The sequence below is a fragment of the Salinarimonas chemoclinalis genome, from assembly GCF_041514305.1.
Classification (GTDB): Bacteria; Pseudomonadota; Alphaproteobacteria; order Rhizobiales; family Beijerinckiaceae; genus Salinarimonas; species Salinarimonas chemoclinalis.
In genome coordinates, this window is record NZ_JBGMWH010000004.1 from 110,531 (window position 1) to 135,459 (window position 24,929).

The 24,929-nt window shown below is 71.8% G+C and carries 21 protein-coding genes; 10 read left to right on the forward strand and 11 right to left on the reverse strand.

Annotated features, from left to right (window positions below; genetic code table 11):
- Window positions 1-6: 6 nt before the first annotated feature.
- Genes AB9M23_RS09630 through AB9M23_RS09655 form a run of 6 tightly spaced genes read right to left on the reverse strand, consistent with a single transcriptional unit; the run spans window position 7 to window position 7,245 of the window.
- Window positions 7-1,410: an FAD-dependent oxidoreductase gene (locus AB9M23_RS09630; protein WP_372424316.1), complete on the reverse strand. Its 1,404-nt coding sequence runs from the start codon at window positions 1,408-1,410 to the stop codon at window positions 7-9.
- Between the two features lie 4 nt (window positions 1,411-1,414).
- On the reverse strand, window positions 1,415-2,290 hold the full coding sequence (locus AB9M23_RS09635) for an isocitrate lyase/PEP mutase family protein (protein WP_372424317.1): 876 nt from the start codon (window positions 2,288-2,290) through the stop codon (window positions 1,415-1,417).
- Window positions 2,287-2,904: a cysteine hydrolase family protein gene (locus AB9M23_RS09640; RefSeq protein ID WP_372424318.1), complete on the reverse strand. Its 618-nt coding sequence runs from the start codon at window positions 2,902-2,904 to the stop codon at window positions 2,287-2,289. Before AB9M23_RS09640 ends, AB9M23_RS09635 begins: the two co-directional genes overlap by 4 nt.
- Window positions 2,901-4,967 carry a hydantoinase/oxoprolinase family protein gene (locus AB9M23_RS09645; RefSeq protein ID WP_372424319.1) on the reverse strand — a complete coding sequence of 689 codons (2,067 nt, stop codon included), beginning with the start codon at window positions 4,965-4,967 and terminating at the stop codon, window positions 2,901-2,903. The genes AB9M23_RS09640 and AB9M23_RS09645 overlap by 4 nt, the downstream gene beginning before the upstream one ends.
- Window positions 4,964-6,664: a hydantoinase B/oxoprolinase family protein gene (locus AB9M23_RS09650; RefSeq protein WP_372424320.1), complete on the reverse strand. Its 1,701-nt coding sequence runs from the start codon at window positions 6,662-6,664 to the stop codon at window positions 4,964-4,966. The genes AB9M23_RS09645 and AB9M23_RS09650 overlap by 4 nt, the downstream gene beginning before the upstream one ends.
- Complete coding sequence (locus AB9M23_RS09655) at window positions 6,661-7,245, reverse strand: tautomerase family protein (RefSeq protein WP_372424321.1); 585 nt, start codon at window positions 7,243-7,245, stop codon at window positions 6,661-6,663. Before AB9M23_RS09655 ends, AB9M23_RS09650 begins: the two co-directional genes overlap by 4 nt.
- Before the next feature lie 148 nt (window positions 7,246-7,393).
- On the opposite strand from AB9M23_RS09655, the gene AB9M23_RS09660 reads away from it, so the two are divergent.
- The 6 genes from AB9M23_RS09660 to AB9M23_RS09685 all read left to right on the forward strand — a co-directional run bounded on the left by AB9M23_RS09660 (window position 7,394) and on the right by AB9M23_RS09685 (window position 13,200).
- A complete protein-coding gene (locus AB9M23_RS09660) occupies window positions 7,394-8,197 on the forward strand; it encodes a GntR family transcriptional regulator (RefSeq protein WP_372424322.1) in 804 nt (267 codons plus the stop codon).
- Window positions 8,194-9,609, forward strand: coding sequence for a 3-isopropylmalate dehydratase large subunit (gene leuC / locus AB9M23_RS09665; RefSeq protein WP_372424323.1), 1,416 nt, complete (start codon window positions 8,194-8,196; stop codon window positions 9,607-9,609). The genes AB9M23_RS09660 and leuC overlap by 4 nt, the downstream gene beginning before the upstream one ends.
- Window positions 9,606-10,205: a 3-isopropylmalate dehydratase small subunit gene (leuD, locus tag AB9M23_RS09670; RefSeq protein WP_372424324.1), complete on the forward strand. Its 600-nt coding sequence runs from the start codon at window positions 9,606-9,608 to the stop codon at window positions 10,203-10,205. Before leuC ends, leuD begins: the two co-directional genes overlap by 4 nt.
- A 91-nt stretch (window positions 10,206-10,296) precedes the next feature.
- On the forward strand, window positions 10,297-11,316 hold the full coding sequence (dctP, locus tag AB9M23_RS09675) for a TRAP transporter substrate-binding protein DctP (protein ID WP_372424325.1): 1,020 nt from the start codon (window positions 10,297-10,299) through the stop codon (window positions 11,314-11,316).
- Between the two features lie 70 nt (window positions 11,317-11,386).
- The gene (locus tag AB9M23_RS09680; protein WP_372424326.1) at window positions 11,387-11,893 is read left to right on the forward strand and encodes a TRAP transporter small permease; all 507 of its coding nucleotides are present in this window, start codon (window positions 11,387-11,389) and stop codon (window positions 11,891-11,893) included.
- Window positions 11,890-13,200, forward strand: a complete 1,311-nt coding sequence (locus tag AB9M23_RS09685) for a TRAP transporter large permease (RefSeq protein ID WP_372424327.1) — start codon at window positions 11,890-11,892, stop codon at window positions 13,198-13,200. Before AB9M23_RS09680 ends, AB9M23_RS09685 begins: the two co-directional genes overlap by 4 nt.
- A 282-nt stretch (window positions 13,201-13,482) precedes the next feature.
- On the opposite strand, the gene AB9M23_RS09690 is transcribed toward AB9M23_RS09685, so the two are convergent.
- Window positions 13,483-15,033 carry an amidase gene (locus AB9M23_RS09690; protein ID WP_372424328.1) on the reverse strand — a complete coding sequence of 517 codons (1,551 nt, stop codon included), beginning with the start codon at window positions 15,031-15,033 and terminating at the stop codon, window positions 13,483-13,485.
- 570 nt (window positions 15,034-15,603) lie between these two features.
- On the opposite strand from AB9M23_RS09690, the gene AB9M23_RS09695 reads away from it, so the two are divergent.
- Entirely contained in the window at window positions 15,604-15,990 is a 387-nt protein-coding gene (locus AB9M23_RS09695) for an ArsR/SmtB family transcription factor (RefSeq protein ID WP_372424329.1), read from the forward strand.
- Here AB9M23_RS09695 and aepY read toward each other — a convergent pair.
- From aepY to AB9M23_RS09715, 4 genes are all read right to left on the reverse strand, one after another.
- Window positions 15,980-17,146, reverse strand: a complete 1,167-nt coding sequence (gene aepY, locus AB9M23_RS09700) for a phosphonopyruvate decarboxylase (RefSeq protein WP_372424330.1) — start codon at window positions 17,144-17,146, stop codon at window positions 15,980-15,982. The genes AB9M23_RS09695 and aepY overlap by 11 nt on opposite strands.
- 26 nt (window positions 17,147-17,172) lie before the next feature.
- Entirely contained in the window at window positions 17,173-18,630 is a 1,458-nt protein-coding gene (locus AB9M23_RS09705; RefSeq protein WP_372424331.1) for an alkaline phosphatase family protein, read from the reverse strand.
- A 22-nt stretch (window positions 18,631-18,652) separates the two neighbouring features.
- Window positions 18,653-19,948: a 3-phosphoshikimate 1-carboxyvinyltransferase gene (gene aroA / locus AB9M23_RS09710; protein ID WP_372424332.1), complete on the reverse strand. Its 1,296-nt coding sequence runs from the start codon at window positions 19,946-19,948 to the stop codon at window positions 18,653-18,655.
- A gap of 95 nt (window positions 19,949-20,043) precedes the next feature.
- Entirely contained in the window at window positions 20,044-21,033 is a 990-nt protein-coding gene (locus AB9M23_RS09715; protein WP_372424333.1) for a LysR substrate-binding domain-containing protein, read from the reverse strand.
- Window positions 21,034-21,195: 162 nt separating this feature from the next.
- Between AB9M23_RS09715 and AB9M23_RS09720 the strand changes: the two genes are divergently transcribed.
- Genes AB9M23_RS09720 through ectB form a run of 3 tightly spaced genes read left to right on the forward strand, consistent with a single transcriptional unit; the run spans window position 21,196 to window position 24,927 of the window.
- Window positions 21,196-22,245: a pyridoxal-phosphate dependent enzyme gene (locus tag AB9M23_RS09720; RefSeq protein ID WP_372424334.1), complete on the forward strand. Its 1,050-nt coding sequence runs from the start codon at window positions 21,196-21,198 to the stop codon at window positions 22,243-22,245.
- Between the two features lie 28 nt (window positions 22,246-22,273).
- Entirely contained in the window at window positions 22,274-23,623 is a 1,350-nt protein-coding gene (locus AB9M23_RS09725; RefSeq protein ID WP_372424335.1) for an alanine racemase, read from the forward strand.
- A gap of 26 nt (window positions 23,624-23,649) precedes the next feature.
- Window positions 23,650-24,927, forward strand: a complete 1,278-nt coding sequence (ectB, locus tag AB9M23_RS09730; RefSeq protein WP_372424336.1) for a diaminobutyrate--2-oxoglutarate transaminase — start codon at window positions 23,650-23,652, stop codon at window positions 24,925-24,927.
- Window positions 24,928-24,929: the final 2 nt, after the last annotated feature.

Here is a 24,929-nt window from a genome sequence, read left to right on the forward strand (position 1 = left end):
GCCGGGTCAACCGGGAACGTCGCGCGACGCACGGGCCGCCCGCCCCGCTCGATAGCCGAGCGTCACCGCGGCCAACAGACCGTTCCCGGAGAGATAGCCCGAATCGCCCGAGCCCGAGACGCCGCAGGCCGCGCCGCCCACCGCGTGGAGGTTCGGGAAGGTGCCGCCGGCGGCGCGGCGCACCCGGGCGTTCCCGTCGACCGCGAGGCCGCCCTGGGTGTGGAACAGCGCGCCCGTCACCCGCACGCCGCAGAAGGGCGGCGCGAGCGGGGTCGCGTCGACGAAGGGGCGGCCGAAGGGGTCGTCCACCCGCCCCGCCTTCGCCGCGTCGACGGCGGCGCAGGTCTCGGCGAAGGCGTCCGTCGGCAGTCCGAGGGCGGCGGCGAGGGCGGCGAGCGTGTCCGCGGACTTCACGGCGCCCTGCGCCTCCGCCTCGCGGAAATCGGCGAACTGGCGCGCGATGCCGGCGATGCGCGCGTCGAAGATCGCGAACGCCTCCCCGCCGGGCCGCGCGAGCACGGCGCGGGCGGCCTCCGAATAGCCCTGCGCCTCGTTCCAGAAGCGCCGGCCGGTGCGGTCGACCTGGAAACCGCCCTCGCCGATCACCGCCCAGGTGATCAGGATGCCGTGCGGGTGCGCGACGTTGCCGTGGCCCTGATAGGCGCCGAGATGGCGGATCTCGGCGCCGAGCGCCTCGCCCCAGGCGAGCGCGGTGCCGTCGTTGCCGGAATGGCCGAACCAGAGCGCGCCGACGATCTCCGGCATGTGGCGCGCGACCCGCGCGGCGTTGCCGCCGTAGCCGTTCGAGGCCAGAATCAGCCGCTCGCAACCGATCCGCTCGCGCGATCCGTCCGGGCGCACGAGGCCGATGCCGTGTACGTGGCCGTCGGCGTCGGCGTAGAGCGTGTCGGCGCGGGCCTCGCACAGGATCGGCACGCCGACGCCCTCGCAGGCGACGCGCAGCGCGTCGACGAGCTCACGGCCCGAGCGCGTCGGCAGGCCGTGCATGCGGCGCCGGCCGTGGCCGGGATAGTCGAAATCGTGGACGAGGGAGAAGGCGAGGCCGAAGCGATCGGCGAGCCATTCGATCGCTTCCGCGGCGGTGCTCGCCATGGTCTCGACGAGCGCCGGCTCGTTTTCGCCCTTCGCCTTGCGCTGGATGTCGGCCGCGAACGTCGCGGCGTCGTCCGAGATGCCGTGCTCGGCCTGGAAGCGCGTGCCGGCGGCGGGGATCAGGCCGGCGGAGAGCGCCGTCGAGCCGGAGGGCACCGCGTCGCGTTCGACGACGACCACCTCTTCGCCCGCGTCGGACGCCGCGAGCGCCACGACCATGCCGCCGGCGCCGGCGCCGACGATCAGGGTGTCGACTTGCGCGGGAAAGCCTTCGCGGGGCGGCGGCGCGACACGCACGGGCTCAGCCTTTCGGGTCGAAGCTCTCGAAACGCTTGCCCTCGTCGAGCATGGCGCGGGTGCCGATACGCTCGTTGAGGCCGCCGAAGTCGAACATGCGGTTCGCGAAGGGCGCGTTCGAGCCGGCGGTCTTCAGGCTGCGGAAATAGTCCTCCGCCGTCTTTGCCAGCGCGCGGACGATGCCGCCGGGGAAGATCACGATGTCGAAGCCCATCGCCTCGAGATCGGCCGCGGTGCGGATCGGGGTCGCGCCGCCCTCGACCATGTTGGCCATCAGCGGCGCACGGCCTCGGAAGGTCTCGGCGACGGCGCGCAGCTCGTCGAGCGAGCGCGGCGCCTCGACGAAGAGCGCATCCGCCCCCGCTTCGAGATAGAGCGACGCGCGCTCGACGGCGGCCTCGAAGCCCTCCACCGCGATGGCGTCGGTGCGGGCGATGATCAGCGTGTCGGCCGAGCGGCGCGCATCCGCCATGGCGGCGACCTTGCCGGCCATTTCCCGCAAGGGAACGAGCGATTTCTCGGCCAGGTGCCCGCAGCGTTTCGGATAGACCTGATCCTCGACCTGGAGCGCGGAGGCGCCGGCGCGCTCGTAGGTGATCATCGTGCGCCGCGCGTTCAGCGCGTTGCCGAAGCCGTTGTCGGCGTCGACCACGATCGGCAGGCCGATGCGGTCACGGACGAGAGCGAGCGTGTCCGCCATCTCGGAGACGGAGGCGAGACCGATGTCGGGGCGGCCGAGGCGGGTGTAGGAGACCGCGGCGCCGGAGAGGTACACCGCCTCGAAGCCCGCCTGCTCGGCGAGGGCGGCGGTGAGGCCGTCGTAGACGCCCGGAGCGACGAGGATCTCGGGCCGGCGCAGGCGTTCGGCGAGGCTGGTCATGGGGCGGCTCCCGTGACGAGGACCTGTGCCTCGGCGCATGTGGCGACGCGCGTGACCGTGCCCAGCGACAGGAGCGTCGCCTCGTGCACGTCGGACCGGAACGCGGCCGAGCCGTCGGAGAGGAGAACGGTCGGGATGTCGCGCAGATGCGCGTCCCGGATCGTCGAGGCGACGCCGCCATTGGTGACGATGCCGCCGACGACGAGGGTGCGGATGCCGAGGAAGCGCAGCACGAACTCGAGGCGCGTCTGGTAGAAGGCCGAATACGCCACCTTCTCGATCGTATAGTCCGCCGGCGCCAGCGTCTCGACGAGGGCGTGGCCGAAGGAGCCCGGCGCGAAATCGCCCTTGCCGAGGAAGGGCCGCAGCTCCTTCAGATGCGGCGAGATCAACGGCTCGCCGTCCGGGCCCGGCACCAGGGTGAACTGCGCCGACACGTAGGTCCCGCCCGCCGCGCGCAGTGCGTCCGAGAGCGGGCGGATGCGCGCGGGGAGCGCGGCGATCGCCTCCGCACTCTGGCCGGCGCGGCCGTAGGCACCATCCGGGTGGAGGAAGTCGTTCTGCAGGTCGATCGTGAGGAGCGCGGTCGTCCTCGGGTCGATGGCGTCGATCACGGCGTCTCCTCCCGGGTGAGAACGATGTTGCCGAAGCAGTCGACACGGCCCACGAGGCCGGGATCGACGACGATCGTCGTGTCCGGCTGCGACAGGATCGCGGGCCCGGCGATCTCGGCGCCGACGGGCAGCGCGAGGCGATCGTAGAGCGCCGTCTCGCGCCATTCGCCGGCGAAGCGCACCAGCCGTGACCCGCGCCGCGCCGCGGCGAGCGAGGCGTCCGCGGCGGGGGCGAGGGTGGCGAGGTCGAATTTCGGGCGGATGCCGACGACGGCCGAGCGCAGGTTCAACACCCGCGTCGGCGCGCCGTCGAGAAGCCGCCCGTAGGCCTTGCGATACGCCTCCGCGAAGGCGGCGGCGACGTCCTCCCGGCTCGGCGCCTCGACGCGGCCGTCGGTGATGCGCACCGAGAGCGGCACGGCCACCGTATGGGTCTGGCCGATATAGGCCATGTCGAGCTCGAACGACGTCTCGCGCCCGGCGAAGGCGACGCCGGCGACGTCGAGGAGCCGGTGGCCCTCGTCGCGGTGCGCCTGCATCAGCTCGCCGAGCGCGGCGACGTCGAGCGCGTCCGTCGCGGCGTTGAACGTCTGGACGAAGTCCTGGCGCATGTCGGCGATGACGCAGCCCATGGCGGAGGTGACGCCGGGATAGCGCGGCACCAGCGCCGAGCCGAGGCCGACTTCCGCCACGAGTGCGCCCGCGTGCAGCGCCCCGCCGCCACCGAAGGGCATGTAGGCGAAATGCTTCGGATCGTGCCCGCGCTCGATAGAGACGAGGCGGATCGCACCCGCCATGCGGGAATTCGCGACCCGCAGGATCGCCTCCGCCGCATCTTCCACGTCGAGCCCGAGCGGCTCGCCGACGTGGCGGGCGACGGCCGCGCGGGCGGCCCCGACGTCGAGGCGCGCCAGCGAGCCGCCGATCGGGCGCTCGGCGTCGATGCGGCCGAGCACGATGTTGGCGTCGGTCACCGTCGGTCGATCGTTGCCGCGACCGTAGGCGACGGGGCCGGGGTCGGAGCCGGCGCTCTCGGGGCCGATCTCGAGCAGACCGCCCGCATCGACCCGCGCGATCGAGCCGCCGCCGGCACCGATCGTGGTGATCTCGATCATCGGCGTGCGCACCACCATGCCGAAATCGATGCTGGTCTGCGCGGTGAGCCGCGAGCGCCCGCCTTCGATGAGCGCGACGTCGAAGGAGGTGCCGCCGACATCGCCCGTGATCACGTTCGGGAAGCCCGCGCTCTCGGCGATCCAGGCGGCGGCGATGACGCCCGCCGCGGGGCCGGAGAGCGCCGTGCGCACCGGGCGCGCGCAGGCGGTGTCGACGGTCATGACGCCGCCGTTCGACTGCACGATCAGGAACTCGCCCGGGAAGCCGCCCTCGCGCAGAGCCGTCTCTAGCCGGGCGAGATAGCCCGAGACTTCCGGCTGGAGATAGGCGTTGAGCGCCGTCGTCGAGAAGCGCTCGAACTCGCGGATCTCGGGGAGGATCTCGGACGACGCGCAGACGTGCGGGTTCGGCCAGACGGCACGCACCGCCTCGGCCGCCGCGGCCTCGTTGGCGGCGTTGGCGTAGGCGTTGACGAAGAGGATCGCGACCGCCTGCGCGCCCGCCGCCCGCAGCCGGGTGGCCGCGTCGCGCACCGCGTCGAGATCGACGGGCGTCTCGATGGTGCCGTCCGCGAGCGTGCGCTCCGGCACTTCGAGACGCAGGTCGCGGGGGACGACCGGCTCGAAGTCGCCGCGCAGGCCCCAGGTGCGGGGGCGGTCGCGTCGGCGCATCTCGAGCACGTCGCGGAAGCCCGCGGTCGTGATCACGCCGATGCGGGCGCCCTTGCGCTCGAGGAGCGCGTTGGTGCCCGCGGTGGTGCCGTGGACGACGGTGGTAAGGCGCGTCGGGTCCGCGGCCTCGCGCACCCCGGCCAAGAACCCGCCGGACTGATCCGGGCGTGTCGTCGGGACCTTGGCGACGCGGGCCTCGCCCGTTTCCTCGTCGAGGACGAACACGTCCGTGAAGGTGCCGCCGACGTCGACACCGACGATGCTGGAGCGCGTCATCGCCCGCCCTCCACCGCGGTCGCCCGCCAGGCGGTGCCGTAGGCGGCGTCCGCCTCGGCCGCGCTCTGGTAGCCGAGCGCGACGTCGCGGGCGACGTCCGACGGATCGCGCCGCGCCGGATCGCCCCAGCCGCCTCCCCCGGGCGTCTCGAGCCGGACCCGCTCCCCGCGGGCGAGGCGGATCCCGAGTGCCTTCGACGCGAGGGCCGGCGTCTCCATCGCGTTACCCTGCTGATAGGCGAAGGCGTTGAGCGCCGCGTCGCCGCCGCCGGCGACACCCTTGGGCGCGAAGCGCCCGCGCTCGCCGAACAGGAAGGCCTCCGCGCTCTCCTCCAGAAGCTCGATCTCGTAGACCGCGCCGAGCCCGCCGCGATGCGCGCCCGCGCCCGCACTGTCGGGCCGCAGCGCCCATTGCCGGAAGGCGATCGGATAGGCCGCCTCCAGGATCTCGACGGGCGGGATCGTCGCCGTCGAGATCGGGGCGTTGCCGTGGTTGAGCCCGTCGCTCTCGGGCGAGCCGCCGTGGCCGCCGCCGTAGAAGGAGAACATCACCCAGCGACGTCCGTCGCCGCGCGTCCCCGCGATCGAGAGCGCGTTGATGGTGCCGTAGGCGTTGGCGACGACCCGCTCGGGCGCGGCCTGCGCGGCGGCGGAGAAGATCACGTCGATCATGCGCAGGATGGTCTCGGTGTAGCCGCCGGTCGGCGCGGGGAATTGCGCGGCGAGCAACGAGGGCTCCGGCACCACCACGTCGATCGGGCGCATCACGCCGGCATTGGCGGGCAGCGCCGGGAAGACGTGCTTGATCGCGACGTAGACGCAGGCGATCGCGGTGCCCTTCGAGATGTTGACGGGCCCCTTCGCCGGCCCGGCGGTGCCGGTGAAGTCGAGGCTCAGCCGATCGCCGCTAATTTCGAGCGCGACCCTGATCGGCAGCGGCACGTCGTCGATGCCGTCGTTGTCGAGGAAGTCCTCGGCCTCCCAGCGCCCGTCGGGGAGTGCCGCGATCTCGGCGCGCGCGAGCGCTTCCGCGCGGTCCCCGAGGGCGTCGAGGGCGGCGCGGACGGTGTCGGCGCCGTATTCGGCGAGGAGCGCGTCCATGCGCTTCACGCCGAGGTCGAGCGCGTTCATCTGCGCCGCGAGATCGCCCTTGGCCGATTGCGGCAGGCGCGTGTTGCGCATGACGATGTCGACGATGTCGGTCTGGAGCACGCCGGCACGCACCAGCTTCACGGGCGGCAGCACGAAGGCCTCCTGGAAGACCTCCGTCGCACGCGGATTGTAGTTCCCCGGCACGGCGCCGCCGACGTCGTGCCAATGGCCCACCGATGCGAGATGGCAGAACACGGCGCCGTCGTGGAAGTAGGGCCGCACGAGGCGCATGTCGGACAGGTGCGTGCCGCCGATATGGGCGTCGTTGAAGACGTAGACGTCGCCCTCGACGAGATCGCCGTCGCGCGCCGCCTTGTCGATCACGGCGCGGGCAGCGACCGCCATGACGCCGACGAAGATCGGCAGGCCGGACTTGCCCTGCACCATCGTCTCGCCGGTGGTGGCGTGGTAGATGCCGTGGCTCGCGTCGTGGGCCTCCGCGATGATCGGATTGAAGGCCGAGCGGAACAGCGTCGCGTCCATCTCGTCGGCGATCTGCTCGAGCCGGCCCGCGAGGACCGCGAGCGTGATCGGGTCGATGCTCATGCCGACGCCCCAGTCGTCGATACCGTCGCCTTCACCTCGGCGATGTCGTTCCACACGTCCTGGCGCACGATCTTGCCGCCCGAGAGCGCGAAGCGGTCGATGAAGCGGATGCCGGAGAAGGCCGTACCGTCCGGCCATTCGCCGGCGAGCGTCCCGAAGCAATAGACCAGCGTCTCGGTCTCGGCGGGCGCCGTGTCGAAGCGCTCGTAGGTCTTGCGCACGAAGCGGTAGCGCGGGCGGGCCCAGGCGACGAGCTCGTCGAGCGTGCGCATGCGCACGCCGCCGGGAAAGGTCATCTCGAAGCCCTCGGCCAGGCGCGCGCGGGCGGCGTCGAGTTCGCGCGCTTCCATCTCTCCGAGGAAGGCGCGCACGGTCTCGGCGGCGTCCGGCAGGACCGGGCCGGGCTGCCGACGGGTGCGGCCGCGCATGTAGCCGTCACGCGGGAGATCCTGCACGATGACCGTGACCACCTCGGGCGGAGCGTCGATCACGCTGCGCACGGCGTCGGTGAACGCACGGCCGAGGCGGCCTTTCGCGCTCTCGTCGTAGCCTTCGAGGAGCTGCACGGTGACGATGGGCATGACGACTCCCGCCTGCGATCTGTCTCATCAGTAATACAGATAGCGCGGCACGGGAAAAGACATTTTCTTGCGTTTCGTCCAGACAATTCGCTTGCATCCGGTCATCGGGCGGCTACGATCCCGGGGTTTCGCATCGTGAGGGGACGGGGTGAGCGACGCGTCTCGCAAACGGCCGGAAGGGGGAAAGGCGCAGCGCGTCTATTTGCTCCTGCGCGACGAGATCCTCCGCGGCGACCTCGCCGTCGGCTCGCTCCTGCCCGGCGAGCACCGCCTCGCCGAGCTCCACGACGTCTCCCGCGTCACCGTCCGCCGCGCGCTCGACGCGCTCGAGTCCGACGGGCTCGTCGCCCGCCGCGCCGGCTCGGGCACCGTGGTCCGCCGGGCGGACGGACCGTTGCAGGCGATCTCCGCCGACCTCGCGACGCTGATGCCGCAACTCGTCTCGATGGGCCTCTCCACCACCGCGCGGCTCGTCGATTACGGCTACGGCCCGGCCGGGCCCGCCGTCGCGGAAGCGCTGCGGCTCGCGCCGGACGCGCGGGTGCAGCGTGCGGTGCGCGTGCGCCTGCTCGAGGGCGCGCCCTTCTCCCATCTGACGACCCACGTGCCGGAGGCGATCGCCCGGTCCTATTCCGAGGCCGACCTCGCGACGACGCCGCTCCTGCGGCTTCTCGAGCGCTCCGGCGTCGCCATAGAGCGCGCGACGCAGGCGATCTCGGCCACGCTCGCAACGCCGGAGATCGCGGACGCGCTCGACGTCGCCGTCGGGGCGGCGCTGGTGACGCTGGTGCGCGTCGTCTACGACCGCGACGGACACGGCGTCGAGCACCTGACCGCGCTCTATCGGCCCGACCGCTTCCGCCTGGAGATGACGCTCGAGCGCATCGAGCGCGACGGCGCGCGTCTCTGGGCGCCGACGACCGGTCCGCGCGTCGCGGAGGCGGCGCAATGACCACCCCGCGCACCCTCCTCGACAAGGTCTGGGCCGCGCACGAGATCGCCGTTCGCGACGACGGAACGTCGCTCCTCTTCATCGACCGCCACTTCGTGCACGAGGGCTCGCACCACGCCTTCCGCAAGCTCGCCGAGCGTGGGATGTCCCTGGCCGAACCGGGCCTCACCTTCGGCGTCGCGGACCACTACGTCCCGACCCGCGGTCGCGGCGCGCCGATCGCGGATGCGAGCATCGCGCGCATGGTGCGCACGCTCGACGAGAACGCCGCGCGCCACGGCTTCCGGCTATACGGCCTCGACGATTCGCGCCAGGGCATCGTCCACGTGGTGGGACCCGAGCAGGGCCTGACCCTGCCGGGCACGACGATCGTCTGCGGCGACAGCCACACCTCGACCCACGGCGCGCTCGGCGCCATCGCCTTCGGCATCGGCGCGACGGAAGTCGCGCACGTGCTCGCGACGCAGACGATCTGGCAGAAGAAACCCGCGCGGATGCGGATCGTGGTGGACGGGCGGCTCGGACCGGGCGTCGGCGCGAAGGACGTGGCGCTCGCCTGGATCGGCGAACTCGGTGCGGACGGGGCGCGCGGGCACGCGATCGAATATGCGGGCTCGGTGGTGCGCGACCTCTCGGTCGAGGGGCGGCTCACGCTCTGCAACCTCTCGATCGAAGGCGGCGGGCGCCTCGGCATGGTGGCGCCCGACGGGACGACCCTCGCCTGGCTCGCCGGCCGTCCCGAGGCTCCGACGGGGAGCGCGTTCGATCGGGCCTGCGAGGAATGGCTCGCCCTCGCGAGCGATCCGGACGCCGCGTTCGACCGCGACATCACGTTGTCGGCCGACGCCATCGCCCCGATCGTGACCTGGGGAACGAGCCCGGAAGACGCGCTGCCGATCACCGCTAGGATTCCGGATCCCTCGCTGGCCGACGATCCCGCGCGAGCCGAGCGCATCCGCGCGGCACTCGACTACATGGGCCTCGCGCCCGGCCGTCCTCTGGAGGGGACGCCGGTCGACCGGGTCTTCATCGGCTCGTGCACCAATTCCCGCATCGAGGATCTGCGCGCCGCCGCCGCGGTTCTCGCCGGGCGCAGAGCGAAGGTGCCGGGCATGGTCTCGCCGGGTTCGAGCCTCGTGAAAGTGCAGGCCGAAGAGGAGGGTCTCGACCGGATCTTCGTCGAGGCCGGGCTCGACTGGGTGGCGTCGGGCTGCTCGATGTGCGTCGGCATGAACGGCGACATCGTCGCCCCGGGCGAGCGCTGCGCCTCGACAACGAACCGGAATTTCCGCGGACGCCAGGGGCCCGGCGCGCGCACCCATCTGATGTCGCCGGCCATGGTCGCCGCAGCCGCGGTCGCGGGCACCCTCGCCGACGTGCGCCCGATGCTCGACGGGAGGCCCGTGCCGTGACGCCCTTCACGCGCCACGAGGGCACGGCCGTCGGCCTGCCGTTCGAAAACGTCGACACCGACCAGATCATTCCCGCGCGCTTCATGGCGACGCCGCGCTCGGAAGGCTACGGCCGCTTCCTGCTGCACGACCTGCGCCACGACGAGGCCGGCGCGGCGCGCCCCGACTTCCCGCTGAACCGCGCGGATGCCGCGGGCGCGAGCGTGCTCGTCGCGCGGCGCAATTTCGGCGGCGGCTCCTCGCGCGAGGCGGCGGTCTACGCGCTCGTCGACGCCGGTATCCGCGCGGTGCTGGCGCCGAGCTTCGGCGACATCTTCTGCGGCAACGCCGTCGCCAACGGCCTCCTGCCTGCGCGGCTCGACCCGGATGCGATCGAGGCGCTCCTCGCCATGGCCCCCTGCCCCGTCGTCGTCGATCTCGACGCGACGACGGTGGAGGCCGGGGGGCGGCGTTTCGGCTTCGAGATCGACCCGGTCTTCCGCGTGAAGCTGTCGAACGGCTGGGACGACATCGACCTCACCGCCTCCTGGGGCGAGCGCATCGCGGCTTTCACCGCCGAGCGTCGCGCGCGGGCGCCCTGGCTGTGGCGTACGTGAGGCCTACGCATTCCCGGGCGGCGGGAGCCGCACCGCTCGGGCACGACGGGGGCGCTCGACGTCCCGCACCGAAAGAAGAGGGGAACCCGCCATGAAGTCCATTCTCGCCACCGTCTCCATCGCGGCGCTGGCCGCATCGACCCTCGCGGCGCAGGCCGAGGACCGGCTCACCGCCGTCCACGCCTTCCCGACCACGCTGATCTACACCCAGAGCTTCCTCGAGTTCGTGGAGAAGGTGAACGAGCGCGGCGAAGGCGTGATCCACATCGACGTCCGCGGCGGTCCCGAGGCGATCGGCATGTTCCAGCAGGCCGACGCCGTGCGCGACGGCATCGTCGACATGGCCTACACGCCGGGCTCGTTCTACGGCGGCGCGCTGCCGGAGAAGGACGCGCTGGTGGCCTCCAACATCACGGCCATCGAGGCGCGCGAGAACGGCGGCATCGATCTCATCAACGAGATCCACCAGGAGAAGATGGGCGTCTACTATCTCGGCTGGTTCGACTCGGGCGTGAGCTATAATCTCTGGATGGTCGACGAGCCCGAGTTCACCGCCGACGGCAAGCTCGACCTCACCGACGTGCGCCTGCGCGGCAATGCCGTCTACAACGCCTTCTTCACCAACTACCTCGGCGCGCAGGTCATCGACCTGCCGACGACGGAAGTCTATTCCGCGCTCGAGCGCGGCGTCGTCAATGCGTCCGGTTGGACGCAGATCGGCCTCGTCGACCTCAAGTGGGACGAGTTCGTGAAGTATCGCGTCGCGCCCTCGTTCTTCTCGACCGACCTCGGCGTGATCGTGAACCTCGAATCCTGGAACGCTCTCTCGGAGGAGTCCAAGGCGCTCCTCCAGGAAGTGGCGATCGAGCACGAGCGCGCGTCCGTCGAGGCGCTGCGCCAGCGCCGCGACGAGGAGTTCGCGACGCTCGCCGAGCGCGGCATGACGGAAGTCTCGCTCGAAGGCGAGGCCGCGGCCGAGTACCTGGAGGCGGCGCGCGAGGAGACCTGGGGGCGCATGCGCACCCAGATGGAAGGGCACCCGATGGGCCTCCAGCACTACGACGCGCTGATCGGCCTGTTCTACGATCTCGAGAAGGCCGCCGCGCAGTGACGCCTCCCCGCCCCCGCGCCGCGAGCCGGCGTGGGGGCACCCGCTCGCCGCGCCCGCCCGAGGGACCTCGATGCGCCTCCTCATCCGCCTCTACGACGGCATCGTCGACCTGATGGCGCTCGTCGCCGCGATCATGCTCGTCTGGCTGATGGTGGCGATCGTCGTCTCGGTCGGCATGCGCAATGCCGGCATTCAGCCCTTCGCCTGGCTGTTCACCTCGACCGAATACGCGCTCCTCTACATGACGATGCTGGGCGCGCCCTGGCTGGTGCGCCGGCGCGGCCACGTCCACATCGAGCTCCTCACCGCCGCGCTTCCCGAGGGCGTGCGCCGCATCGTCAGCCGCGGCATCGCCGCCGCCTGCGTCGCGATTTGCGCCTACCTGGCGCTGAAGGGGTTCGAGCTCGTCCAGACCAACCTCGCGCGCAACGATTTCGACGTGCGCGCCTATTTCTTCCCCCGCTGGCTCCTGACGATCGCCTTCCCCGTCGGCTTCGGGCTGATGGCGATCGAGTTCTCGCGCTTCGTCTTCGGGCGCGAATTGATGCATTCGGGCGAGGCGGGGATCCACGAATGAGCGAATGGTACGAGGCGCTGGCGCTCCTGCTCGGCACCATCATGGTGCTGATGGCGCTCGGCATGCCGGTCGCGATCGCCTTCCTGGCGGCGAACATCCTGGGCGCCTTCGTCTTCATGGGCGGCGAGCGCGGCGTGACGCAGCTTCTCAACAACGGGCTCGGCGCGCTCACGAGCTACGCGCTGGTACCGATCCCGCTCTTCCTCCTGATGGGCGAGATCTTCTTCCATACCGGGCTCGGCGCGCGCATGTTCAACGCGATCGACCGCCTGCTCGGCCGCCTGCCGGGCCGCTTGTCCTACGTCACCGTCCTCGGCGGCACCGGCTTCGCGACGCTGTCGGGCTCCTCGATGGGATCGACGGCGCTCCTCGGCTCGCTGATGGTCCCGGAGATGAACGAGCGGGGCTACAAGAAGCACATGTCGCTCGGGCCGATCCTCGGCACCGGCGGCCTCGCCATCATCATCCCGCCCTCGGCGCTCGCCGTTCTGCTGGCGACGCTCGCCAAGGTCGATATCACGGCGCTCCTCATCGCGGGGATCATCCCCGGGCTGATCCTGGCGGCGTTCTATCTGGCGACGATCTGGCTGCAGACCCGCATCGACCCCACGGCCGCCCCCGCCTATTCGGTCGAGGAGATCCCATTCCCGAAGAAGTTGAAGCTTCTGGTCCGCGACGTCGTGCCCATGGTCGGGCTCATGGCGGTCATCATCATGATGATGCTCGGCGGCATCGCCACGCCCTCCGAGGCCGCGGCGTTCGGCGCGCTCGGCGTGCTCGTCCTCGCCGCGATCTTCCGCTCGCTGTCGATCCGCGCGATGATCAAGTCCGTCACCGGTGCGCTGAAGGTGACGCTGATGGCTTATCTGATCGTCTTCGGCTCCGCGACCTTCAGCCAGCTCCTCGCCTTCTCGGGCGCCTCCAGCGGGCTGATCCGCTGGGCGACGGGCTTCGAGCTCGAGCCGATCGTCATGCTGCTCGTGATGTTCGGCGTGCTGCTCGTCCTGGGCATGTTCATGGAGCAGATCTCGATCATCCTGCTCACCGTGCCGGTGTTCTTCCCCCTCGCCCAGGAGCTCGGCTTCGACCTCGTCTGGTTCGCGCTGATCGTGCTCTTGTCGCTCGAGATCAGCTTCACGACACCACCTTTCGGGCTGCTGCTCTTCGTGATGAAGGGCGTCGCGCCGCCCGGGACCACGATGCGCGACATCTATCTCGCGGCGATCCCGTTCATCCTCTGCTCCCTCCTGCTCGTCGCGCTGCTGGTGATGTTTCCACCTCTCGCGCTGTGGCTTCCGGGCTCGTGAGGCGCCACGCGCGCTACAACTTCCGCGCGCGCCGCGCCGATCGATGGGCTCTCGCCCCGGAAGGCGAAACGCCGGACGGTGGCGGCGCCGTGGCGGGGCGGGACAGGCCCACCCCGGAAGCTCGGGATGCTCGACGGCTCGACGCCTAGCGAAGGCTATCGGCTCGAGCCGAATGTCGTCGGTGCGATCCGATCGCCCGCCCCACTCCGAGTCGTTGCCGGACATGACGGCGAGCCTGTCGGCCCGCGCGCGTCGCGAGGCCTCGCGCGGTCGCCGCGTCCGTCACGGTCCTCCGGCGCGCCCGGCGATCGCCCCTGGAGGCGGGGGCGCCGTGACGATCGCGGTCAGGTCCGGGCGCGGGATCGCGAGCACGGCGGGGTCCGGCCGCGGGCGCCCGAGGTCCTCCATCGTGGCGAGCGTCTCCTCCAGCGCCTGCGCCGCGTCGAGGAGTGCCAGGTCCCCGCGCACGCGGCCGACGAGCTGGAGGCCGAAGGGCATGCCGCGAGGGTCGCGACCGCAGGGGATCGCGACGGCGGGATTGGTGACGAGCGTGACATAGTAGGTCGGCGCAAGCCAGTGGTAGTAATTTCGCAGGCGCGTGCCCTCGAGCTCCTCGAGGTAGAGCCGCGTCCACGGGAAGGGCGAGACCGGCGTGACCGGGGCGATCAGGAGGTCGTAGTCGCGATAGACCTCCTGGAAGCGGCGGAACAGCCGCGTCTGGTCGGCGTGGGCGCGCGCGACGTCGGCGAGGCCGAGCCCGGCGCCCATCTCGTAGTTCGCGCGTACGTTGGGGCCGAGGCTGTCGGGATCGGCGCGATGGGCCTCCGCGTGACGGGCGACGAAGGAAAGCGCGCGCATCACGTCGAAGACCGCGTCGGCGCCGGAGAAATCGAGCGCGATCTCGTCGCAGGCGGCGAAGAGCGGCGCGAGCCGCGCCATGCGCGCGCGCAGCGTCTCGGCGATCTCCCGGCTCATGGGAACCCGGCCGGCATCGGGAACGCGCCCGGCATCGGCCGCCCCGCCGAAATCGGTCGTCCAGGCGACGCGCAGGCGCGCGAGGTCGACGGGGCGGGCGCGCCGCGCCGCGTCGGCATCGAGCGGGAAGGCAAGCGGATCGCGCGGGTCGACACCGACCTGCGCGGCGAGGAGGAGCCGCGTGTCCTCCACCGTGCGGGCCATCGGCCCGACCACGGAGAGCGGCGACCAGCCGAGCTGGCGCGTCTCCATCGACACGAGGCCCGGCGAGGGCCTGAAGCCGACGACGCCGCACAGGGCCGCGGGGATGCGCAGGGAGCCACCCATGTCCGAGCCCGTGCACAGGGGCAGCATGTCGGTCGCCAGCGCCGCCGCCGAGCCGCCGGAGGAGCCGCCGGCGTTGAGGCTCGGATCGAACGGGTTGCCGGTCGCGCCGAACACGGCGTTGCGAGTGTTGGCGCCGGCTCCGAACTCGGGTGTGTTCGTCTTGGCGACGACGATGCCGCCGGCGGCGCGCACGTTGGCGACGCTGCCGTCGTCCGCCTCGGGGATACGGTCGCGGTGGAGCGGCGAGCCGTGGGTCGTCAGCAGGCCGGCCGTCTCCTCCAGGTCCTTGATGCCGACGGGCAGCCCGTGCAACGGGCCCAGCGGCTCGCCCCTCAGGACCGCCGCCTCCGCGGCACGCGCCTCGGCGCGGGCGCGCTCGTAGCCCCGGGCCGCGATGGCGTTGACTGCCGGGTTCACCGCCTCGATGCGCGCGATCACGTCCTCGAGCAGCGCGACGGGAGAGATCTCCTTGCGCCCGATCAGACGCCGCAGCGCGACGGCGGAAAGCGCGGTGAGCGAAGATGTCGGCATGATGTCCCTCGGCGTCCCTCGGCGGCGGAGATCCCGGCGGATCGTCGCGCGGATCGCGCCGCCGGCCAAGCCGGGGCGCGGACGCATCGTGCCCGAACCCGATGGGCGGGTGGCCCGCGGGCGAGGCGGACGCGCGCCGGACGCCGCCTGCGAGCCCCGGGGAGCCAGCCGGCGCTCCCCCGGCTCGAGGGTCTTCGCGGATACGACACGCGCGCCCAGCGCGGGAAGGCTTCCTCGGATTCCGGTCCGGCACACGAGGTCGCACGGATGGCCATCCCGGCGCGGGGCACCCTCGGGGTTCCGGTGCCGGGTCGGGTGGGCGTGAGCAGCCGCGCTGCACGTCGCCGCACCACGAGCACAGCGGAGATGGGGTGACGGCCGAACGGATGCATGAGTCGGTGGCGACCGTGGCGCCCTCTCGATGGGGCCGCCCGGGCGGCATCACGCCAGGGGACGCGATCGGGGATGCTCGCTCGCCTCGGACAAGGGTGCCCTGCGACGAGGTCCGTCACACAAGCTTCACGTGCGTTGCTTTACACAAGCAGAAATAGCCTGCGGAGCGCCCCGACGATGACCGAGGAAAAGGCCTGCAAAGCGCTCGCCGCCCTGTCCCAGGAGACGCGGTTGCGCATCGTTCGCCGCCTCGTGATCGCCGGCGAGGCCGGGATGCCCGCCGGTGAACTCGGGACCGCGGTGGGGACCGGCTCCTCCTCGTTGTCCTTCCATCTGCGCCGGCTGGAGGAGGCGTCGCTCGTTCGTTCCCGCCGCAGTGCGCGCAACATCGTCTACACGGCCCGCCTCGAGTCTATGGAGGCGTTGGTGCACTACCTTCTCGACGATTGCTGCGCGGGCGCCCGCGGCAGCGCCGGCTGCATCGACGCCGGCCTCCCGTGCCGCGACGCGGAGATCGGCGGCGTCGATCCCGCCGTAGCCCAGGCGCCGATCCTCAGGACGTGAGGAACCGGCGGAAACGCCGCGCCACGTCCGCCGGTGCGATGGTCGGACGTGCGAGGTCCGCGATCGAGCCGGGGGCGATCCGCATGTGCAGGAAGTGGGGACCCGGCGAGGCGATCGCATCGCCCATCGCGTCCGCGAGCCCCTGCGGATCGTCGCAGGACTGAGCCGTCGCATAGCCGCAGCCCGTCGCGATCCGAGGGAAGTCGACCGCCCCCGAGACCGTCGCCTGACCCCCGGTCGAGTCGTGAACGCCGTTGTCGAGCAAGACGTGCACGAGGCGCTCGGGCCGCATCGCGCCGATCGTCGCCATGTTGCCGAGCTTCATCAGCGCGGCACCGTCGCCATCGACGACGACGATCCTGCGGCGCCCGAAATGCGCGGCGCCGAGACCGACCGCGGAGGCGAGCCCCATCGCGCCGACGAGATACAGATGCTGCTCGCGGTCCCGGAGCGTGAACAGCTCCCGGCCGGTCTTTCCCGTCGTGGCGACGACACCCGCGTCGTCCGGCAGGGCGTCGAGGAGCGTGTGCAGCGCCGCGATCCGTGCCTGCGGACCGGCATGCCGCCGACGGTCGACCGTTCGTCCGAGCCCCGGCTTCGTCGGGCTCGCCGTCGCCGTCCCGGCGCCGTCGACGACGCCCTTGCGGATGACGAGCGCCGACGGCGACCCGCGGCGCTCGGCTTCCGCGACCGCCTCGGCGACCGTCGCGTCGAGGGTCGCGGCGACAGGCTCCAGACGCCGCTGCGGAACGTGCATCAGCTCGAGGAGATCGGGCGTGATCGCCCCCATCAGGCGGTGCTGCGGCTCGTCCTTCTTGCCCGGCTCGCCGCGCCAGGTGACGAGCAGCAGGAGCGGTATGCGGAACGGGTCGTTGAGCGAGGTGATCGGGTTCACCGTATTGCCGAGGCCGGAATTCTGCAGGATCACCGCGGGGCGCCGCCCCGCGAGCCAGGCGCCGGCCGCGATGCCGACGGCCTCTCCCTCGCTCGTCGCCGGCAGGTAGCGTAGATCGGGATCGGCGATCGCGAGGTCGATGAGCGGCGTCAGGAGCGAGCAGGGCACGCCCGACATCGCGTCGATCCCCGCACGCACGAGAGCGTCGCGGACGTGGCCCGGAGCGAGAACCCGGGGCGTGGTGGCGAGCAATTCGTCCAAGGCATCGGCTCCAGTATCGAGAGGGGTCAGGCGATCTCGACGAGCGAGCTCGCCATGTAGGACGGCGCGGGCACGCCGAGCGTGGCGAGCACGGTCGCCGCGAGGTTCGCCAGGCTGCCCTCGCGCGCCCGCCAGCGAACGACGCCACCGTCGGCGGGAAGAACGGCCAGGGGGGTGGGCGCCGTCGTATGGGAGCCGAACGGACGGCCCGCATCGTCGACCAGCCGGTCCGCGTTCCCGTGGTCGGACGTGACGAGAAGCGTCCAGCCGCAGGCCCGGCATGCGTCGGCGATGCGCGCCAAGGCGCGGTCGACGTGGACCGCGGCGTCGCGGGCCACGTCCAGGCGACCGAGGTGGCCGATCTGGTCCATGTTCGCGATGTTGCCGACCACGAGGTCGTGGCGACCCGCATGCACGAGACCGACCACGGCGTCCGCGATCTCGGCCGCGCGCATCTGCGGCGTCGTGGCGAGCGCCGCCTCCGGCAGGGACGGGAGGCACACGCGCGTGCCGTCCGTGAACTCGTTGCGCCCGTCGAGAAAGTACGTCACGTGCGGATACTTGCAGGTCTCGGCGACGCGCGCCGTGACGAGGCCGCGCTCGCCGAGGGCGAACGCCAGTCCGCGGTCCAGGGGACGCGTCGGAAACAGCACGTGTGGCTCGGGCACGACGTCTCCGAGCGCGACGAAGGCGTAGACGGGTCCGCCCGCCGCGAGCAGCCGGGCGACCTGGACCGCGCGATCCGCTCTGTTCGCCGTGAGGAGTACCGGCTCGCCGGGTCCCCGAGGCATCGCCTCTCCGCGATGGGCCGGGAACGACGCCTCGCCGTCTCGCGAGAGATGAGCCGCCAAGGCGGCGTCCGACCAGGCCGGCACCGCGCCTCGTCCCTCCACGGCATCGACCACGACGCGGGTGATCGCGAGATCTCCCGATCGATCGCACATCCAGCGGCGACCGATCACGCTGCCCACCCGAACGCGACCGGCCGACGACAGCGGGTCGAAGAGCGCGCGGAGCAGGTCCGGTGCCGATCCCGCCGGGGAATCGACGCCGTCCAGTCCGAGATGCAGGACGACCTCCCCGACGCCGTTCTCGAGCGCCGCGACGGCCGCCCGCTCGATCGTGCGCACGTGCCCGTGCGTGCCGGCGCCGGAGACGAGCCCGACGAGATGCAGCCGCGGCGCGGCCCCTATACGCGCGAAGACCGGGTTCGCCGCGAGCGCGCCGGCCTCGAACGCCGCGTCGATCCGCGCCAGGGCGGACGGGGTGACGAAGCCGGCGCCGATCGTGACATGACCGACCTCGGAGTTGCCCGCCTGGCCGGGATCGAGACCGACCGCCGGCCCGGACGCCTCCAGCGTCGCGAAGCCCCGTTCGGACATGGCCCCGAACAGGATCGGCAGGGTCTGCGGCGTCACGGCGTTGCCGGCGGCGGCGGGATCGGCGAGGCCGATCCCGTCGACCACGACCAGGACGGTGGGCATGGCGGCGCTCCGCTCTCGAGGATCACGCCGCGCGGGAGACGCGATGGGCGAGGAAGCGACCGAGCTCGTCCCAGTAGCCCGGGAACGACTTCGCGACGCAGGCGGGATCGGCGAAGCCGATGCCGGGCTCGGCGAGCGTGAGGAGGCTGAAGGCCATAGCCACGCGATGGTCGTCGTAGGTCTCGATCGTCGCCGGCGCGATCCGTCCGCCGGGCCGGATCACGAGCCAGTCGGGCCCCTCCTCGACGCATACGCCGACCCGCCCGAGTTCGGCGGCGGCGGCGTGGATCCGATCGCATTCCTTCACGCGCAGGTTCGCGATGTTGGTGATCCGGGTCTCGCCCTCGGCGTACGCCGCGACGGCCGCGAGCGTCAGGACCGTGTCCGGCATCGTCTCCATGTCCGCCTCGATGCCCACGAGCCGGGCGCCGCGCGTGATCGTCAACCCGCGCGCGTCGACCGCGAGGCCGCAGCCCATCCGCTCGAGCAGGCGCGCGAAGCCGACGTCGCCCTGGGCCGAGCCCGGGCCGATTCCGGGAACGGTCACCGGCACGCCCGAGATCGCGGCGAGCCCGAGGAAGTACGACATCGCCGATGCGTCCGGCTCGATCGTCAGCGTGTCCGCGGACGGGACGCCCGGCTGGACGACGAAGGTCTGCGCATCCGGGCAGGTCACCGCGACGCCGACGCCGCGCAGCATCTCCAACGTCATCATCACGTAGGGGCGCGAGACGAGGTGGCCGGGCACGCGCACGGTCACCGGGCCCTGCGGCTGCTGCGCGGCGAGCAGGACGAGCGCGCTGAGGAATTGCGAGGACACCTCCCCCGAGACCGTCCAGGCATCGGCGGAGATCGGCCCGCCGTGGATGCGCAGCGGCAGGAGATCCGGCTTCTCGAGCGCCTCGTAGCGCACGCCCATCCCGTCGAAGGCGCGCAGGATGTCGGCCATCGGCCGCTCGCTGAGCCGCGCATTGCCGGTCACGGTGGTGGCGCCGTCGGCCATGGCCGCGAAGGCGAGCAGAAAGCGCGCCGGGGTGCCGGCGCCCGCGATGTAGACCGGCTCCGACGGGGCGCCGAGGCGGCGGTCCTCGCGCACCACCCGGTAGCCCTTCTCGGTGCGCGTCACGGAGAGGCCGTCGAAGGCGTCGAGGCACGCGGCGAGCCGATCCGTGTCGACGGCGTGAAGCGCGTTCTCGATCGTGGTCTCGCCGGGCTTCTGCGCGGCGATCACGAGCGCACGATTGGTGTAGGACTTCGACCCGGGAACGCGGGCGACGAAAGGAGCGTGGTTCGCGCTCGGCGGAACGATCTGAGCCATGGCGGCCTCCTCGGGAGCCTCCGATCTCCGCAATCAACACGTGTTGAAACCGGCGGTCGAAGTCCCCGGCACGCTGGCCGAGACGACGACCCCGCTCAAACGACTTCGCCGCCCAGGGACGTGAGCGAAATTCCTTCGCCGGCATACGAGCGCGTCGCGCAGGCGAGCCGAGGGGTATCGACGGCGGCCTCGGTCTGCTCGGCGGCGGCGAGGATCCACTTGCGGAAGGTCCGGACGCAGGAATGCCGTAGCCGGCTCGCAGGGTAGACGAGGAAGTAGCGCCCGAGCGTGACGGGCGGCTCGGATCCCACCCGCACGAGGCGCCCGCCGGCCAGCTCGCTCCCGATCAGGCGGCCGTCGAACAGGCCTGTGCCGAAGCCGGCGATCGCCGCCTGGATCGCCAGCTCGTCGGTGTCGAACACGCTCGCGAGCGGGGCTTCCGGCATTTCGCGACCCTGGACGCCGAACCATTGCCGCCACTCGCGGGCCTCGGGCGTGTTGAGCAGAAGCCGCACGCGCCCGCCGCCGACCTCGCATGCGGCATCCGCCAGGAGGTCCGGTGCGCAATAGGGAGCGACCCGCTCCGTCATCAGGAAATCGCCCTCCGACTGCGGCGGCGGCGAAAATCCGTAGACGATCCCGACGTCGAAATTCTCGCCCCGGAAATCGACCGGGCTGGATTCGATGGCGAGATGGATCTTGCACTTCGGGTTCTGGGCCTCGAAGCCGCCGATCCGTGGCAGCAGCCAGCGCAGCCCGAACGTCGGGAGGGTCTTCACGCGCAGCGTGGCGACGTCACGTCCCAGCTCGGCGAGGACATGCTGGAGCCGCTCGAAGCTCTCACGCAACTCGTCCGCGAGCAGTTCCCCCGCCTCCGTGAGCGCGACGGCGCGGTGGTTGCGCGTGAAGAGCAGCCGCCCGATGTCGTCCTCCAGGCTCCGGATCTGCCGGCTCACGGCGCTCTCGGTCACGCACAGCTCCAGCGCGGCGCGCTTGAAGCTGCGCAACCGCGCGGCGACCTCGAAGGTGCGCAACGCGTTCAGGGACGGCAGCCGTCTGGAGGGGACGTGCGCTTCGCGGGACATGGCCTTCCTCCGGACCTGAGCCGACACATGAGTTTTTTGGGCGACCCTCGGTAGCATGCTCACGTGACAGCATCGCGACCGCCCCTTACGTCGAAAGGCGTCGGCAACGACCATCGTCAGCGACGCCGAGTGTTCCCAGCCATCGCGAAGAGGGAGGCGGCCGTGAGCCACCTAAGCAGATATACGGATACGATCCGGTACCCGCACCTGATCGAAGCGGCGCCGAACCTCGTCCTGGCCCAGTTCGAGGTCATGAAGCTGATCCCGGCCGAATACATCATCGACCGCGCCCTGGAGCGCGGAGAGCTTCAGCCGGGCGGAACGGTGCTCGAGGTCAGCTCCGGAACCTTCGCGCTGGCGCTCGCCCTGGTCACACGGAGCCGCGGCCTGCGCTTGAAGCTCGTGACGATCGACATCGACGCCTGCCTGCTCTGGCGCCTGCGGAGCCTGGGCGCCGAGGTGCACGTGGTGCGCGAGCCGGACGCGAGCGGCTCCATCCAGAAGACGCAGCTCGCGATCCTGCAGCGTCTCCAGGAGGAGACGCCGGGCGCCTATTGGTGCGCCCAGTACCGCAACCCGGACAATCCGCGCTCCTACCGCGGCCTCGCGGACGACCTGCGCGCGCGGCTCGGCCGTATCGACGTGCTCGTCGGGACCGTGGGGACCGGCGGCTCCGTCTCCGGGACGTCGGCGGCCCTGCGACCGCACCTGCCCGCGCTCACCACGGTCGGCGTCGACAGCCCCTACAGCGTGACCTTCGTCGGCTGCGGCGAGGCCGCCGATCCGGCCTGCAAGTTCTACATGGACAACATGCTCGGGCTCGGCAGCCGGGTCGACATACCGGTCATGGACCACACCGAGTTCGACGAGGTCCATTGGGTGCCGTTCCGGGCGATGGTCGCGGCGGCTCACGACCTGCACATGCGCACGGGTCTCCTCATCGGCCCGACCGGCGGCGCGGCTTACCTCGTCGCGCGCGCGATCGCCGCCCAGCGCCCGGAGGCGCGCGTTCTCGCGATGCTGCCGGACACCGGCCTGCGCTACGTCGGCAGCGTGTACGAGCCCGGCTTCGTCGAGCGGCTCGGGATCACCCCGGCCCATGCCGAGGGCCGGCCGCGCGTGATCGGCGACATCGCCGAGATCGGGCCGGGCTGGTGCTCTTTCCCCTGGGCGCGCGCCGAGAAGCGCACCCTCGCCGCCCTCGCCGCCTGATCGCCCGCGAGGCGAGGGGAGCCGCTCCATGAACCTCCACGATCCGCACCCCGCGTCGCCCCTGGCCGCCGGCCTGGTGTTCCCGCCGCTCGTGCATCCGACCGTCATGCGCTTCCTCGACGATGCGCGCGAATGCCTCCTCGCGGTCTCGGACCGCGAGGAACGGTCCGTCCACGTGACCTTTCCGGAGATCTTCACGGCGACGATGCAGCGCTTCGCGCACCGCTTGGCGCACCGGGGCGTGCGGCACGAGGTTCTCTATGCGACCAAGGTCTGCCGCGCCGACAGCTTCCTCGACGCTTGCGGTGCGGAAGGCTTCGGCGTCGACGTGGCGAGCCGCGAGGAGATGCGCGAAGCGCTGGCCTGCGGGGTGCCCGGCCCGCGCATCTGCCTCTCGGGTCCCTTCAAGCGGCCCGACTTCGTCGAGCTCGCCGCCCGCACCGGCGCGCTCGTGACGATCGACGCGCCCGAGGAGCTCTCCGCCATCGCAGCGGCCCTGTCCGGCGGCGGGAGGCGCGTCGACGTGCTGCTGCGCTGGGAGGGGCGCGGCGCGCGACCGAGCCGCTTCGGCTTCTCGACGGCCGAGCTCGAGGCCGCCGTCACGCTGCTGTCCCGGGAGGGCGCGGCGCTGCGCCTGCGTGGCCTCGCCTTCCACCTGCGCGGCTACGATCTCGCGGAGCGCGCGCGCAGCCTCGACGGCGCCCTCGACATTCTCGCCGGGATCGGCCGACCGGAGGTCGACACGGTCAACATCGGCGGCGGCTTCCCGATCCGCTACGTCTCCGAGGAGACCTGGGCGCTGGCCCGGGAGGAGATCGCCCTGGCGGCGACGAAGGGCGCCTATCCGGCCTGGTCGCCGATCACCGGCGACGCCTGTCTCGGCGCAATCCTCGACGCTCCGTCCGCACGGGGCGGGACGCTCGCCGCGCGCGCCGTGGCCCAGGACGTGCGTCTCCTGCTGGAGCCGGGGCGCGCCGCGCTCGACCAGGCTGCGATCTCGGGCTTCCGCGTCATCGGCGTGCGCGATCGGGGGCAAGAGCCGGCGACGGTCTATCTCGGAGCCAACTGCCTGAGCCTGAGCGAACGCGTGTTCGATTGCGAGGTCTGGTACGACCCGCTCCTGGTGAAGGCGTCGGTATCCCGTCGGCGAACGCGATTCCCCGTGCGGCTCGCCGGCAACAGCTGCCTCGAGGACGACGTCTTCACGGATCGGATCGTCTCGCTGCCCGCGCGGCCGGAGCCCGGCGACCTCGTCGTCTTCGTCAACACCGGCCCCTACCAGATGGATTTCGCGGAGAGCGCGATCCATCGCATGCCGCCGCCGCTCAAGCTCACCGCCGCCAGCAAGGCCGATTGCTGCGGGTTTCGCCTGCGCTGACGCCGACGAAACGTCAGGAGACCCAGATGGACACGTCGATCTTCGAGCGCCGCGAATCCAGCGTACGCTCCTATTGCCGCAAGTATCCGGCCGTGTTCTCGGCCGCCAAGGGTTCGTATCTCGTCGACGAGGACGGCCGACGATACGTCGACTTCCTCTGCGGCGCAGGAGCGGTGAACTACGGCCACAACCCGCCGCGATTGAAGGAGCGCCTGATCGGGCATCTCGCGGGGGACGGTCTCGTCCAGGCGCTCGATCTCCACACGGTCGAGAAGCGGCGCTTCCTCGAGCGCTTCGAGGCGGAGGTCCTCGCCCCGCGGGGCCTGCCGCATCGCGTCCAGTTCACGGGGCCCACGGGCGCCAACGCGGTCGAGGCGGCGCTCAAGATCGCGCGCAAGGCGACCGGCCGGACGACGATCGCGGCCTTCACCGGCGGCTATCACGGCATGTCGCTCGGCGCATTGGCCGCGACCGGCAACGCCATGAAGCGGCGCGGGGCCGGCGTCCCGCTCGGCGACGTCGTTCGCCTCCCCTACGACGGCTATTTCGGCCCCGGGATCGACACGGCGGCGCTGGCCCGGGAGATGATCCTCGATCCCGCGAGCGGCGTCGACGCGCCGGCGGCCTTCCTGGTCGAGCCGATCCAGGGCGAGGGGGGCGTCAACGTCGCGAGCGGGTCGTGGCTGCGCGCGATCGCGGCGCTCGCCCGCGAGGTCGGTGCCCTGCTGATCGTGGACGACATCCAGAGCGGCTGCGGTCGATCCGGCCGGTTCTTCGGCTTCGACGGGCTCGACGTGGCGCCGGACGTGATCTGCCTCTCGAAGTCCCTGAGCGGCTACGGGCTTCCCATGTCGGTGGTCCTGGTCGCCCCGGAATTCGACGGCTGGAAGCCGGGCGAGCACAACGGCACATTCCGCGGGTCGACCCCCGCCTTCGTCACCGCGGCGGCGGCGCTCGACTACTGGGCGGATGCCGCGTTCCTCGCGCGCGTCGCGGCCAACGCCGCCACGCTCGACGCCCGGCTTCCTGCGATCGTGGCCGCGTTGCCGCCGGGCGCCTGCCATGCGCGCGGACGCGGGCTGCTGCGCGGCCTCGCCTTCGAGGGACCCGACGACGCCGAGGCCGTGTCGCGCGAGGCCTTCGCGTGCGGCCTCGTCGTCGAGACCTGCGGGGGGCACGGCGAGGTCGTGAAGCTCATGCCGCAGATCGACGCCGAGGCCGCCGTGCTGGAGGAGGGTCTCGACATCCTGGCGAGGGCCGTCCGGAAGGCGCCCGCCGCCTCCGGTCACCTCCGCGCCGCCTGACG

Excerpts from the sequence above, each read along its gene's own strand:
- aroA (WP_372424332.1), bottom strand. The coding sequence starts at position 19,948 with ATGGCTCAGATCGTTCCGCCGAGCGCGAACCACGCTCCTTTCGTCGCC.
- AB9M23_RS09655 (WP_372424321.1), bottom strand. The coding sequence starts at position 7,245 with ATGCCCATCGTCACCGTGCAGCTCCTCGAAGGCTACGACGAGAGCGCG.
- AB9M23_RS09680 (WP_372424326.1), top strand. The coding sequence starts at position 11,387 with ATGCGCCTCCTCATCCGCCTCTACGACGGCATCGTCGACCTGATGGCG.
- AB9M23_RS09645 (WP_372424319.1), bottom strand. The coding sequence starts at position 4,967 with ATGACGCGCTCCAGCATCGTCGGTGTCGACGTCGGCGGCACCTTCACG.
- AB9M23_RS09690 (WP_372424328.1), bottom strand. The coding sequence starts at position 15,033 with ATGCCGACATCTTCGCTCACCGCGCTTTCCGCCGTCGCGCTGCGGCGT.
- leuC (WP_372424323.1), top strand. The coding sequence starts at position 8,194 with ATGACCACCCCGCGCACCCTCCTCGACAAGGTCTGGGCCGCGCACGAG.
- AB9M23_RS09650 (WP_372424320.1), bottom strand. The coding sequence starts at position 6,664 with ATGAGCATCGACCCGATCACGCTCGCGGTCCTCGCGGGCCGGCTCGAG.
- AB9M23_RS09725 (WP_372424335.1), top strand. The coding sequence starts at position 22,274 with ATGAACCTCCACGATCCGCACCCCGCGTCGCCCCTGGCCGCCGGCCTG.
- dctP (WP_372424325.1), top strand. The coding sequence starts at position 10,297 with ATGAAGTCCATTCTCGCCACCGTCTCCATCGCGGCGCTGGCCGCATCG.
- AB9M23_RS09635 (WP_372424317.1), bottom strand. The coding sequence starts at position 2,290 with ATGACCAGCCTCGCCGAACGCCTGCGCCGGCCCGAGATCCTCGTCGCT.
- AB9M23_RS09685 (WP_372424327.1), top strand. The coding sequence starts at position 11,890 with ATGAGCGAATGGTACGAGGCGCTGGCGCTCCTGCTCGGCACCATCATG.
- AB9M23_RS09705 (WP_372424331.1), bottom strand. The coding sequence starts at position 18,630 with ATGCCCACCGTCCTGGTCGTGGTCGACGGGATCGGCCTCGCCGATCCC.
- AB9M23_RS09715 (WP_372424333.1), bottom strand. The coding sequence starts at position 21,033 with ATGTCCCGCGAAGCGCACGTCCCCTCCAGACGGCTGCCGTCCCTGAAC.
- AB9M23_RS09695 (WP_372424329.1), top strand. The coding sequence starts at position 15,604 with ATGACCGAGGAAAAGGCCTGCAAAGCGCTCGCCGCCCTGTCCCAGGAG.
- ectB (WP_372424336.1), top strand. The coding sequence starts at position 23,650 with ATGGACACGTCGATCTTCGAGCGCCGCGAATCCAGCGTACGCTCCTAT.